The following is a 12,692-nucleotide window of genomic DNA, read 5'->3' as shown; positions in this document are numbered from 1 at the left end:
ATGCCCGTACCGCAACACACCTTCGAGCCGCCGTTCAACATCATCAGGTCCAGCCACGTCGTGCTCGACGTCACCGATCTGAAGCTGAGCCGGGAGTTCTACGAGACCATCGTCGGCCTGCATGTCGAGGATGCCGACGACAATGTCGTTTACCTCCGCGCGGCCGAGGAGCACCAGCATCACTCGCTGGTGCTGCGCAAGGCGGCAGCGCCGGCCTGCGCACGGCTCGGCTTCAAGGTCGGCAACGACAAGGATCTCGACAAGGCAGCCGCCTTTCTCTCCGAGAACGGCCTGGCCTACGCCTTCGTCGATCAGCCGTTCCAGGCCCGCACATTGCAGTTCACCGATCCCTTCGGCTTCCAGATCGAGCTCTACGCCTCGATGGACCGGCGGCCGCATCTGCTGCGCCGCTACGACCTCTACCGGGGCTGCCATCCGCAGCGGCTCGATCATTTCAACGTCTTCGCTGCCGAGGTGCAGGACACGATGGAATTCTACGCCCGGCTCGGCTTCCGCCTCACCGAATACGCCGAGGAGGACGGCCCGAACGGGCGCATCGCCGCGGCCTGGATGCATCGCAAGGGCAACGTCCATGATTTCGCCATCACCAACGGCAAGGGTCCGCGCCTGCACCATTTCGCCTACTGGACGCCGACGGCGATGAACATCATCCATCTCTGCGATGTCATGGCTTCGCAAGGTTTCGTGAAGAACATCGAGCGCGGGCCGGGACGCCACGGCATCTCGAACGCGTTCTTCCTCTATGTCCGCGATCCCGACGGACACCGCCTCGAGCTCTACACCAGCGACTACTTCACGGGGGATCACGACCACGCGCCGCTGCGCTGGTCGCTGCGTGATCCGCGCCGCCAGACGCTGTGGGGCGCGCCCGCCCCGCGCTCCTGGTTCGAGCAGGGCTCGCCGTTTTCGGGCCAGGCCGTGCGCGAGCCGAAATTCGTGGCCGACGTGCTGGTGGCGGACTGATGACCCTGCCTCGCCTCGCCACCTATTCCGTCAAGGGTGCAACCCGCTACGGCGCCGTCGTGGACGGCGGCCTCGTCGATCTCTCCGCGCGTTACGGCAAGGGCTATCCGACACTGCGCGAGGTGATCGCGGCAGGCAAGCTCTTGAACCTTGCCGAGGAAGCCGCGGGGCGCGCACCCGATCACGCGCTCAGCGAGATCACCTGGCTGCCGCCGGTGCCCGCGCCGGAGAAGATCATTTGCATCGGCGTCAACTATCCCGACCGCAACGCCGAGTACAAGGACGGCCAGGACGCGCCGAAATATCCGAGCATGTTCATGCGCTCGCCGCGCTCCTTCGTCGGGCACGACACGCCGCTGGTGCGCCCGCGCGCGTCCGCGCAGCTCGACTATGAGGGCGAGCTCGTGCTGGTGATCGGCAAGCAAGGCCGGCACATTCCCGAAAGCGCCGCGCTCGATCACATCGCCGCCCTGACGCTCTGCAACGAGGGCTCGGTGCGCGACTGGCTGCGCCACGCCAAGTTCAACGTCACCCAGGGCAAGAACTTCGACTCCAGTGGCAGCCTCGGCCCGTGGCTCGTGCCCTACACATCGGAATCGCAGATTGCCGACATTCGCCTCACCACGCATGTCAACGGCGAACTCAGGCAGGACGATCGCACCAGCCGGTTGATGTTTCCGTTCCGCTATCTCGTGAACTATATCTCGACTTTCGCAACCCTCGTGCCCGGCGATATCATCGTCACGGGCACGCCGACCGGCGCGGGTGCACGGTTCGATCCGCCGCGTTACCTGAAGCCCGGCGACGTTGTCGAGGTCGAGGCCGAGGGCATCGGACGCTTGCGCAACGGCGTCGTCGACGAAGCCTGAACAATCATCGAAGTGGAATAACCAGATGACCACCCTCACCGGCGGCGAAGCGATCGTAAGCGGCCTGGTCGCCCATGGCGTCGACACCGTGTTTGGCCTGCCCGGCGCACAGGTCTACGGCCTGTTCGATGCCTTCCACCAGGCGCAGCTCAAGGTGATCGGCGCGCGACACGAGCAGGCCTGCGGCTACATGGCGTTCGGCTATGCGCGCTCCAGCGGCAGGCCCGGCGTGTTCAGCGTCGTGCCCGGCCCCGGCGTGCTCAACGCCAGCGCGGCACTGCTCACGGCGTTCGGCTGCAACGAGCCGGTGCTGTGTGTCACCGGCCAGGTGCCGACGCAGTTCCTCGGCAAGGGCCGCGGTCATCTGCACGAGATGCCGGACCAGCTCGCGACCTTGCGCACCTATGTGAAATGGGCCGACCGGATCGAATATCCCAGCAACGCACCGACGGTCGTGGCGCGCGCGTTCCAGGAGATGATGTCGGGACGGCGCGGCCCTGCCTCGGTCGAGATGCCCTGGGACGTCTTCACCCAGCGCGCGGATACGGCGGCTGCTCAAGTGCTGGAGCCGCTGCCCGCGGCGCGGCCCGATCCCGACCTGGTCAGGCAGGCAGCCGCGCTCATCAAGACCAGCAAGGCGCCGATGATCTTCGTCGGCAGCGGCGCGATCGAGGCGGGCGAGGAGATCCTCGAGCTCGCCGAGATGATCGATGCACCCGTGGTCGCCTTCCGCAGCGGCCGCGGCATCGTCTCGAACGCGCACGAACTCGGCCTCACCATGGCCGCCGCCTACAAGCTCTGGCCCACCACCGACCTGATGATCGCGATCGGCACCCGCGCGGAGCTGCCGGCCTCGGGCTTTCGCTGGCCTTATCAACCGAGTGGACTGAAATCCATTCGGATCGATATCGACCCGGCCGAGATGCGCCGGATCATCTCCGATGCCGCCATCGTCGCCGACGCCAGGGCCGGCACGGCCGATCTCGTCGCGGCCGTGAAGAAAGCCGGCTATGCGCGCACCCGTGGCCGGCGGGAGGCGATCCGCGAGGCGACTGCGACCGCGCAAGCCGAGATCCAGCGCATCCAGCCGCAGATGGCCTATCTCAACATCCTGCGCGAGGTGCTGCCGGCGAATGCGATCGTCACCGATGAATTGTCGCAAGTCGGCTTCGCCTCCTGGTACGGCTTCCCGGTCTACCAGCCGCGCACCTTCATCACCTCGGGCTACCAGGGCACGCTCGGCTCGGGGTTTCCGACCGCGCTTGGTGCCAAGGTCGCCAATCCCGACAAGCCGGTGGTGGCCATCACCGGCGACGGCGGCTTCATGTTCGGCGTGCAGGAGCTTTCGACCGCCGTGCAGTTCAACATTGGCGTGGTGACGCTGGTGTTCAACAACAACGCCTATGGCAATGTCCGCCGCGACCAGCGCGAACGTTTCGACGGCCGCGTGGTGGCATCGGACCTCGTCAATCCGGATTTCGTCAAGCTCGCGGAGTCCTTCGGCGTCGCGTCCGCGCGCGTCACCGCGCCGGAGCAGTTCAGGGCCGTGCTGGAGAAGGCGCTGGCCCATGGCGGGCCGTATCTGATCTCGGTCGAGGTGACCAGGGATTCGGAAGTGAGCCCCTGGGCGTTCATCCACCCGCCGAAGCCTTGAGGTGAGCACCGCCCTGGAGCCGGGCGGCTGCGATCACCAGCAAGCCGGCGCCTGCGACCGACCAGCAGGCGACCGGCGCCCAGTGCAGCAGCGGCGCGTAGTCCGGCATTTTCTGCAGGCCGCCCGCGACCGCCGCCATACGCGCGAAGGTGCCGAGGGCCAGCGCCGAGAAGACAAGGCCCGTGACCTTGCCTTCCGCCCCAGTCGAGCCGATCGCGAGCGCCGCCGAGATCGCGCTCATCAGCATGCAGCCCCACGCGGCACCGGCGAGGAACTGGGCGACGATCAGCGTATTGAGGCTACCGGCAAATTCGGCGGCGGCGATCGCCACCGCACCGAACAGGCCGGCCGCGCCCATCACGATCAGGCCGCCGCGATGCTTGACGACGAGGCTCGCCGGAAACATCGCGATGTTGAAGCCGATCCAGAACACCGGCATCAGCCATTGCAGCTCATCCGGCTTGGCAAAGCGTAGATAGAACGGCGCGCTGTTGATGGCGAAGTGCAGCTGATAGCCGAGCGCCAGCGCCACCATCGCGACGATGAAGGCGATCGGAATGAGGCCAAGCGGTTTGGCCGCCTCGGCCGGCGTCGGCGGCGGGGCGTCGCGCACCACGTCATGCTCGATCCGTGACAGACCCAGCGCCGTCAGCAGCAGCACCGCGCTCGATATCACGAATGGCAGCCGCGCATCGTGCTCGCGCAGCACCACACCGAGATAGGGCGAGACCGCGCCGGCGACGCCATAGCCCAGCATGGCCAATGCCGCGAGGAACGGCACCTGCGGCTTGGCGCGGTATTTGCCGAGCAGGGTCAGCGGTGGCGCACGCAGGGCCGACGACGCGATTGACCAGACCACGATCAGCGCGATGAACCAGACCTGTGCGCCGGCACCGATGCCGGCCACGAAGGGCAGCGCGACGAAGGCGGCGCAAGAGATCGCCGCCAGCACACCGACGAACAGGCCGAGCCTGCCGACGACGGGTGCGAGCTTGTCGGCCGCGATCCCCATCGCGGTATCGGCGATGGTGAAGATCGCCTGGTCCAGCATCAGGATAAGGATCACGGCCGCCGGCGCAAGACCGACGTCCGCCGCGAGCTTCGGCAGATAGACCACATAGGTCGTCCAGCCCAGCGTGAACACGAGTTGCAGAACGGCCAGATAGAGCCCCGTGCGCGATGCGTTCGTGCTCGCCCCGGTCGAGACCTGTGCAGTCGTCATGTCGCCGCCCCCCTCGCGGAAGCTTAGACGACAGCGATGCTTCTTGGGAATGCCTCAGAGCACCTTGCGAAAGGTCAAGTTGATACGCCGCCGTCCGAGCAGCGGATGCTCGCCATCGGCGAGCGGCGCCACGCCGTGATAGGCGAGCCTGCTCGGCCCGCCCCAGACCACGACGTCGCCATGGACGAGCCGGAAGCGGCGCGGCTTGTCGCTGCGCGCCAGGCCGCCGAACAGGAAGGTCGCGGGCAGGCCGAGCGAGACCGAGACGATCGGCGCCGAATAGTCCAGCTCGTCCTTGTCCTGGTGCAGCGACAATCGGGTGCCGGGCTCGTAGCGGTTGACGAGACAGGCATCGGGCGCGAAGCCGGCGAAACCGCCCTGCTCCGCAGCGCGGCGGGCGAGATCCCGGAACACAGGCGGCATCTCCGGCCAGGGCGCTCCGGTGCGCGGGTCGACGGGATCGTAGCGATAGCCGGTGTGATCGGTGATCCAGCCGCGCTCGCCGCAATTGGTCATCGCCACCGACATCTGGTAGCCGCCGGGCGTGGTCATCCGCCGGAACGGAGATTGCGCCGCGATGGCGCGCACCGCTTCGATCAGCTCGCTCTCGATCGGCTTGACGAAGCCGCGCAGCAGCACGGCGCCGTCGGCGATCTCCTCGCGCGACGGCTGTGCTTCGGCAACACTGTCAAACAGATCACCCGTCAATCGCAGCGCTCATTTGGCATCATGAAAGATCACGCCCAGGGTGTGGCGCCGGCCGGACCTGATCCGGCTGACGCCATGGCGCAGATTAACGCGGTAGGTGCCGCGTGTCCCCTGCACCGGGCGGTGATGCACAGCGAAGGCGACCGCATCACCCTGCGTGAGCGGCACGACCTCGGCGCGGGACTGCATGCGCGGGCGCTGCTCGGTCAGCACGAACTCGCCGCCGGTGAAATCGCGGCCCGGCTCGGAGAGCAGGATCGCGACCTGGAGCGGGAACACATGCTCGCCATAGAGGTCCTGGTGCAGGCAATTGTAGTCGCCGGCCTCATATTGCAGCAGCAGCGGTGTCGGCCGCGCCTGTCCGGCCTCGTGGCAACGCTTCAGAAAGGCCGCATGGCTTTCGGGATAGCGGATGTCGATCCCCATCGCCTCGTTCCAGCGATTGGCGACGCCTTGCAGATGCGCATAGAGCGCCGGACGGAGCTGCGCGATCAGGTCGGGCAGCGGATAGGAGAAGTACTTGTACTCCCCGCGGCCAAAGCCGTGGCGGCCCATGACGATACGGCTGCGGAAGCGCCTGTCATCCGGGTAGAGCGCGGCGACGGCGCGGCATTGATCGGGCGTGAGCAGGCCCTTCAGGACGGCGCAGCCCTGGGAGTCGAGCTCGGCGGTGATTTGCGGCCAGTCGAGGGCGTCGACCTGGGCGACGAGGTTGGTGAACGGCGCTTGGGGCGATTTGCGTGCGGTCATTGTCATAACAATCACCTTTGCAGCTCGACGTTCACCCCGCCACCCGATTTCCGATGACTATCTCCCCCGTCATTGCGAGCGCAGCGAAGCAATCCAGAGTGCCACCGTGGAATCAGTCTGGATTGCTTCGTCGCAAGGGCTCCTCGCAATGACGTGGAGAGAGTTGCGCCCGCAACGCAGTTTCGTAGGGTGGGCAAAGGCGCTCTTGCGCCGTGCCCACACCTTCGCAAGACGTGGGCACGCTTCGCTTTGCCCACCCTACGGGACCGTCGCTTATGAACCAACGATCCTTCCCCGCCCCCCAGGTGTGAACCGAGCTATCCCCGCACCGGCAGCGTCGCCACCTCGTAGCCGTGCTTGATCGTGCGCTTCAGCACGGGATCCTCCAGCTCGAAGTCGAAGCGGTCGGCGGGGCGGATGCCGCCTTTGGCGGCGAAGGTGCCGCCGAACATGGCGCAGCCGTCGGGGAACTTTCCGCCCGGAAAACCGCGCGCGATGAGGTCGGTGACCGGCAGCATCGCATCCAACGTGCCTTCCTGGTAGAGCACGCGCTCGCCCTTGATGGTGGCGTAGGAGCGCAGGATCATCTTGTCCCAATGGCCGATGACGTCCTCCAGCTCCCACAGCGTGGAGGCGATCGGCTTGTCGCACATCTGCTTGGAGACCGTGACGCTGTAGGCCTCGACCTTGCGGTCGGTGTGGTCAGAGCCGCAGCCGACGAAGATGCGGCCCTGCCAGCCGATCAGCACGAACTCGACCTCGCCACTGGAATCGCCGCCGGTGCATTCGATGCGGTCTTCCTGGGTCAGTCGCCGCGCCGAAGCGCGATAGTAGATCGGCGTCGAGGCCGGGCGTGCGATGCCGACCGCCTCGAGCTCGGCGATGTGCTTGTCGCGGGCGACGGGATCACGGCCGGTCCAGCCGGCGATGACCATCTGGTCGATCGCCAGCGTCAGCGGCGTGGTGGTGTCCTGGGCATCGACGGTGAAAGTCAGGTCAAACACGAATTGCGGTCTCCATGCCGGCAGCAAGCTCGAAAATGCGACGGTCTGATCCGCCCGCCCCCGCCAGCATCAGGCCGACGGGGACGTCGCCCTCGCGATGTGCAGGGATCGAGATGGCGCAGCCATCGATCATGTTGATCAGGGTGCAGTTGCGCAGCGCGCGCAGGTTTTCGGTGGTGAAGGCCTTGTCGTCGGCGAGATCGGCGATCTTCGGCGGCGTGTTGGCGGTGGTCGGCAGCACCAGCGCATCATAGGACGCAATGCGCGCATTGACACGGGCGATCAGCGAGCGGCGCTCGTTGAGAAGATCGATGTAATCGGCCGCGCTCTGTGACTCGCCGCGCATGATGCGCACGGCGACCCTGGGATCATAGACATCGCCCTTCGCCGCAATGAGATAGCGATGCCAGGCATAGCTTTCAGAGGCCGCAAAACCGCCTTTGGCGTTCATCGGGCCGACATCGTGGAACTCCGCCATCTCGATGCGCTCGATGATGGCGCCGTGATCGGCAAGCGTCTTGAGGGCGCGCTCGAAGGTCTTGGCCACTTCCGCGTCCAGGTCGTCGAGCGCGATCGTGGTGGGCACCGCGAGCCGCATGCCCAGGATCGGCTGCGGCTTGATCGCTGTGATCGGCTCGTTCGCGAGCACGGCGTCGAGTATGGCACAGCAGCTGACCGATCGTGCCAGCGGGCCGATGCTGTCGAGCGAGAACGAGAGCGGCACGGAGCCGTCGAGCGGCACGCGGCGCTGCGTCGGCTTGTAGCCGACGATGCCGTTGAAGGCAGCCGGAATCCGGCAGGAGCCGCCGGTGTCGGTGCCGAGCGCGCCATGCGCCATGCCATCCAGCACCGAAACGGCCGCACCCGAGGAGGAGCCGCCGGGCACGTGCCCCTCGCTCCGGTTCCAGGCGCCCTTCGGCGTGCCGTAATGTGGATTGATGCCGATGCCGGAATAGGCGAACTCGGTCATGTTGGTGCGGCCGATCACGACGAACCCGGCCCTGCGCAGCCGCGCCACCGTTGCGGCATCCTGCTCGGCCGGCGGGGAATCGTCGAGCGCGCGCGAGCCGGCGCGCGTCACCTGGCCCTTGATGTCGAAGAGATCCTTGATCGATATCGGAATGCCGGCATAGCGCGACGGCGCCGCCTTGGCCTTGCGCAAGCCGTCCATTGCATCGGCCGCCGCCAGCGCGGCGTCCTTGTCGACATGGATGAAGGCGCGCTGGCCTTCGCCGGCGGGATCGGCGATCCTGGCGATGCACGCCTCGACCAGCTTGCGGGCGGTCGTGCGGCCGCTTTCGAGGTCTTCGGCGAGCTTCGCCAGTGTCGGAAAATCGGGCATGTCTGTCTCACGGAATATTGGCGCGCGCAATCTATAGCGCTGGCTCAGTTCGACACAAGCATTGTGCGCATGATGGCATGCATGCGTATTGCTGGACCGTTGACGCACCATAGTCGATTGTCGCATCAAGATCGAAACAGCCAGGCGGGAAGCCTGTCTTTTGGGAGGAGCCCCCAACATGGCCGAACCGCAGCGCGCGCGACCGAAACCAACGCCGGAGACCCAGCATTTCTGGGACGGCACGAAAGCGGGCGAATTGCGGCTGCAGCGCTGCGACGCCTGCGCGCATGTCTACTTCCCGCCGCGCCCGTTCTGCCCCTCCTGCGCCTCGCGCAAGGTCAGCATCTTCAAGGCGAGCGGCAGAGGCTTTCTCTACAGCTACGTGATCAACCACCGCCCCGCCGCGCCGGGCTTCACGCCGCCTTACGCCATCGCCGTGGTCGAGCTCGACGAGGGCCCGCGGATGATGAGCAACATCATCGACTGCCCGCAGACGCCGGAGGCACTCGAGCTCGACATGAAGCTCGAAGTCGCCTTCCAGGAGCTCGACGACAAGATCACCCTCCCCGTCTTCCGTCCGGCGAAGGGGTAAGCCCATGCGCAAGAACCAGGTTGCCGTCGTCGGCGCGGCCGAGACCACCGAGCTCGGCGTCATCCCCAACGCTTCGCAGCTCCAGCTCCATGCGGACGCCGCACTCAACGCCATCGCGGATGCCGGGCTGAAGCTGTCCGACATCGACGGCTTCGCCACCGCGGTCGAGACGCCGCAGCAGGTCTGCCACTATCTCGGAATCAAGCCGACCTGGGTGGACGGCACCTCGGTCGGCGGCTGCTCGTTCATGCTCCACGTCCGCCATGCCACCGCGGCGATCGAGGCAGGCCTGTGCAAGACCGTACTGATCACCCACGCCGAGAGCGGCAAGTCGATGATCGGCAAGCTGCCGCGCTCGACCCCGCCGGACAGCCTCAACGGCCAATTCGAGGCGCCCTATGGCGTCTACGGTCCGCCCAGCATGTTTCCGATCCCCGTGCTGCGCTTCATGAAGACCTGGGGCATCACCCACGAGCAGCTGGCTTCGGTGGCGGTGGTGCAGCGGGAATGGGCGGCGAAGAATCCGCGCGCGATGATGAAGGAGCCGATCACGGTCGCCGACGTGCTCAACTCGCGCATGATCGCGTATCCGTTCCGCCTGCTCCAGTGCTGCCTCGTCACCGACGGCGGTGGTGCGCTGATCCTGACCTCGGCGGACCGCGCCAGGGACTTTCCGCGCAAGCCCGTCTACATCATGGGCACCGGCGAGAGCGTTGAGACGCCGATGGTCAGCCAGATGGAGACGTTCAATTCCTCGCGCGCGTTCAAGACCGCGGGGCCGCTGGCCTTCAAGGAAGCCGGCATCGCGCATGAGGACGTCGACCATCTCATGATCTACGATGCCTTCGCGCATCTGCCGCTGTTCGGGCTCGGCGATCTCGGCTTCATGCCTTATGAGGAGACCGGCAAGTTCATTGCAGACGGCAACACGCGTCCGGGCGGCAAGTTGCCCCTCAACACAAATGGCGGCGGATTGAGCTACATGCATTCGGGCATGTACGGCATGTACGCGCTGCAGGAGAGCGTCCGCCAGATGCGCGGCATCGCGCCGGCGCAGGTGCCGAACGCGAGGATTTCGGTGTGCCACGGCGTCGGCGGCATGTTCGCCGCAAGCGGCACGATCGTGTTTACGAACGAGAGGTAATTTCTCGTCGTTCCGGGATGGTCCGAAGGACCAGACCACAGGTGCGCAATTGCGCACCGGGGAACCTCGAGATTCCGGGTTCGTGCTTCGCACGCCCCGGAATGACAGAGACAACAGGAGGCATCCACATGAGCAAATCACTGCAAGACAAGGTCATCATCGTCACCGGCGCAGGCCGCGGCATCGGGCGCGAGATCGCACTGCTGTGCGCGGCGGAGGGCGCCAAGGTCGTCGTCAACGATCCCGGCAGCGCCGCGGATGGTGCCGGGTCGAACGCTGCTCCAGCCGAAGAAGTGGTCGAGGAGATCAAGAAGCGCGGCGGCACGGCGGTCGCCAATTTCGAGTCGGTGGCGGAAGCGATCCCCGCCAGCAAGATCGTGAAGACCGCGACCGATCATTTCGGCCGGCTCGACGGCGTCGTCAACAATGCCGGCATCCTGCGCGACATGATCTTCCACAAGATGAGCGTGGAGGCGTTCGAGGCCGTCATCAAGGTGCATCTGATGGGCTCGTTCTACGTCTCGCATGCCGCGGCCCGCGTCTTCCGCGAGCAGGAGTCGGGCTCCTTCGTGCATTTCACCTCGACCTCGGGCCTGATCGGCAATTTTGGCCAGGCCAACTACGCCGCCGCAAAGCTCGGCATCGTCGGGCTCTCCAAGTCGATCGCGCTCGACATGGGCCGCTTCAACGTCCGCTCCAACTGCGTCTCGCCCTTCGCCTGGACCCGCATGATCGGAACCATCCCGACCGAGACCGAGGCCGAGAAGGCGCGCGTCGAGAAGATCAAGCAGATGGGACCGGAGAAGATCGCCCCGCTCTGCGGCTATCTGCTCGGCGATTCCGCCAAGGAGGTCACCGGCCAGATCTTCGGCGTGCGCATGAACGAGATCTTCCTGTTCAGCCAGAACCGTCCGATCCGCTCGGTGCAGCGGAGCGAAGGCTGGACGCCGCAGTCGATCGCCGAACACGGCATGCCGGCACTCAAGGGTTCGTTCTACAAGCTCGACCGCTCCGCTGACATCTTCACCTGGGATCCGGTCTAGGCGCTATTGCTGCATTGCGATCTCCGGTTGTCCGGCCGGAGGTCGCCCGCTTTACGCCCGATTGCGGGCGGATGGTTTGCTCCCAACAAAAAAATCGGGAGGCAACCATGACGACACCCCTGCCCATCACCATCGATGCCCGCGAGCCCGTTCTCGCCCGCCGTACCCTGTTGAAGGGCGCCGCCGCAGTCGCGGCGACGGGCATGACCATCGGTGCCGCCGGCGCGGCTTCCGTGGCGCCCTTGGGCCAGACCGGCGCGCCGACGATGTCGACGGCGCCATTGCCCCTGGGACCGCTTCCCGGCAGCCGCTACCCGGACGCTCACCTGGAATCCGCCAAGAAGGGGCCGCCATCGTTCGGGCCCTCCGGTTTTCCGGCCTTCGCCGGCACCATGGCCGTCGAGCGGGTCGCGACCGGTTTCCGCTGGGCCGAGGGACCGGTGTATTTCGCAGCAGGGCGGTACCTGTTGTTCAGCGACATCCCGAACAACCGCATCATGCGCTTCTCGGAGGACGACGGCCATCTCAGCGTCTACCGGCAGCCATCGATGAACTCGAACGGCAACACCATCGACCGAGAAGGACGCCTGATCACGTGCGAACACAGCGGCCGGCGGGTGACGCGGACCGAACTCGACGGCTCGATCACCGTCATCGCCGACAAGTTCAACGGCAAGCGACTGAACTCGCCGAACGATGCGGTCGTCACGGCCGATGGCGCGATCTGGTTCACGGACCCCGCTTACGGCATCGGCGGGTTTTATGAGGGCATCAAGGCCGAGCCTGAGCAGGAGAAGAAGAACGTCTACCGGGTCGACCCGAAGTCCGGAGACGTCAAGGTGGTCGTCGACGATTTCGTGGAGCCCAACGGGCTGGCGATCTCGCCCGACGAGAAGAAGCTCTACGTCTGCGACACCGGCTTCACCGACGGACCGGCCAACCCGTCGCATATCCGCGTATTCGACCTCGACGTCGCCGCGGGCAAGGTCTCGAACAGCAAGGTCTTTGCTGAGATGCCAAAACCGGGCATCACCGACGGCGTCCGCTGTGACACCGAGGGGCGGGTCTGGTGTTCGGTCGGCTGGGGCGATCCGAACGAAGACGGCGTGCGCTGCTACACGCCATCGGGCGAGCTGCTCGGCAAGATCCATATTCCGGAGACCGTGGCCAATCTGTGCTTCGGCGGACAGCAGCGAAACAGGCTCTATATTTGCGGCTCGACGTCGCTCTATGCGGTCTACACCAGTGTGCAGGGCGCGATGAAGCCGTAAGTTGGTGACGTCGTCATTCCGGGCTGGTCCGGAAGGACCAGACCCGGAATCTCGAGATTCTCAGGTGCGCAATTGCGCACCGTAGTTCGCGCTTCGCGCGCCCCGGAAT

Annotated in this window: 12 protein-coding genes; 7 read left to right on the top strand and 5 right to left on the bottom strand. The window is 66.0% G+C overall.

Annotation, left to right across the window (positions count from 1 at the left end):
* The 3 genes from hpaD to FJV43_RS28325 are packed head-to-tail and all read left to right on the top strand — an operon-like array spanning window position 1 to window position 3,507.
* A complete protein-coding gene (hpaD, locus tag FJV43_RS28335; protein WP_239622298.1) occupies window positions 1-984 on the top strand; it encodes a 3,4-dihydroxyphenylacetate 2,3-dioxygenase in 984 nt (327 codons plus the stop codon).
* Window positions 984-1,853 (top strand): fumarylacetoacetate hydrolase family protein, encoded by an 870-nt coding sequence (locus FJV43_RS28330; RefSeq protein ID WP_239622297.1) that lies wholly within the window; start codon window positions 984-986, stop codon window positions 1,851-1,853. The genes hpaD and FJV43_RS28330 overlap by 1 nt, the downstream gene beginning before the upstream one ends.
* A gap of 25 nt (window positions 1,854-1,878) precedes the next feature.
* Complete coding sequence (locus FJV43_RS28325; RefSeq protein ID WP_239622296.1) at window positions 1,879-3,507, top strand: thiamine pyrophosphate-dependent enzyme; 1,629 nt, start codon at window positions 1,879-1,881, stop codon at window positions 3,505-3,507.
* Here the strand turns inward: FJV43_RS28325 and FJV43_RS28320 are convergent.
* From FJV43_RS28320 to FJV43_RS28300, 5 genes are all read right to left on the bottom strand, one after another.
* The gene (locus tag FJV43_RS28320; protein WP_239622295.1) at window positions 3,485-4,729 is read right to left on the bottom strand and encodes an MFS transporter; all 1,245 of its coding nucleotides are present in this window, start codon (window positions 4,727-4,729) and stop codon (window positions 3,485-3,487) included. The genes FJV43_RS28325 and FJV43_RS28320 overlap by 23 nt on opposite strands.
* Before the next feature lie 54 nt (window positions 4,730-4,783).
* A complete protein-coding gene (gene alkB / locus FJV43_RS28315; protein WP_239622294.1) occupies window positions 4,784-5,437 on the bottom strand; it encodes a DNA oxidative demethylase AlkB in 654 nt (217 codons plus the stop codon).
* Between the two features lie 9 nt (window positions 5,438-5,446).
* Complete coding sequence (locus tag FJV43_RS28310) at window positions 5,447-6,193, bottom strand: 2OG-Fe(II) oxygenase (RefSeq protein ID WP_239622293.1); 747 nt, start codon at window positions 6,191-6,193, stop codon at window positions 5,447-5,449.
* Window positions 6,194-6,504: 311 nt separating this feature from the next.
* On the bottom strand, window positions 6,505-7,191 hold the full coding sequence (locus tag FJV43_RS28305) for a DUF2848 domain-containing protein (RefSeq protein WP_239622292.1): 687 nt from the start codon (window positions 7,189-7,191) through the stop codon (window positions 6,505-6,507).
* Window positions 7,184-8,533, bottom strand: a complete 1,350-nt coding sequence (locus FJV43_RS28300; RefSeq protein WP_239622291.1) for an amidase — start codon at window positions 8,531-8,533, stop codon at window positions 7,184-7,186. Before FJV43_RS28300 ends, FJV43_RS28305 begins: the two co-directional genes overlap by 8 nt.
* A 178-nt stretch (window positions 8,534-8,711) precedes the next feature.
* Between FJV43_RS28300 and FJV43_RS28295 the strand changes: the two genes are divergently transcribed.
* The 4 genes from FJV43_RS28295 to FJV43_RS28280 all read left to right on the top strand — a co-directional run bounded on the left by FJV43_RS28295 (window position 8,712) and on the right by FJV43_RS28280 (window position 12,583).
* A complete protein-coding gene (locus tag FJV43_RS28295) occupies window positions 8,712-9,125 on the top strand; it encodes a Zn-ribbon domain-containing OB-fold protein (protein ID WP_197967125.1) in 414 nt (137 codons plus the stop codon).
* Between the two features lie 4 nt (window positions 9,126-9,129).
* A complete protein-coding gene (locus FJV43_RS28290; RefSeq protein WP_239622290.1) occupies window positions 9,130-10,269 on the top strand; it encodes a thiolase in 1,140 nt (379 codons plus the stop codon).
* A gap of 128 nt (window positions 10,270-10,397) precedes the next feature.
* On the top strand, window positions 10,398-11,312 hold the full coding sequence (locus FJV43_RS28285) for an SDR family oxidoreductase (protein WP_239622289.1): 915 nt from the start codon (window positions 10,398-10,400) through the stop codon (window positions 11,310-11,312).
* A 107-nt stretch (window positions 11,313-11,419) separates the two neighbouring features.
* Complete coding sequence (locus FJV43_RS28280; RefSeq protein WP_239622288.1) at window positions 11,420-12,583, top strand: SMP-30/gluconolactonase/LRE family protein; 1,164 nt, start codon at window positions 11,420-11,422, stop codon at window positions 12,581-12,583.
* Window positions 12,584-12,692 lie beyond the last annotated feature (109 nt).

The organism is Bradyrhizobium sp. I71 (genome assembly GCF_022354745.1).
Classification (GTDB): domain Bacteria; phylum Pseudomonadota; class Alphaproteobacteria; order Rhizobiales; family Xanthobacteraceae; genus Bradyrhizobium; species Bradyrhizobium liaoningense.
This window is presented reverse-complemented; position numbering and strand designations above follow the sequence as displayed.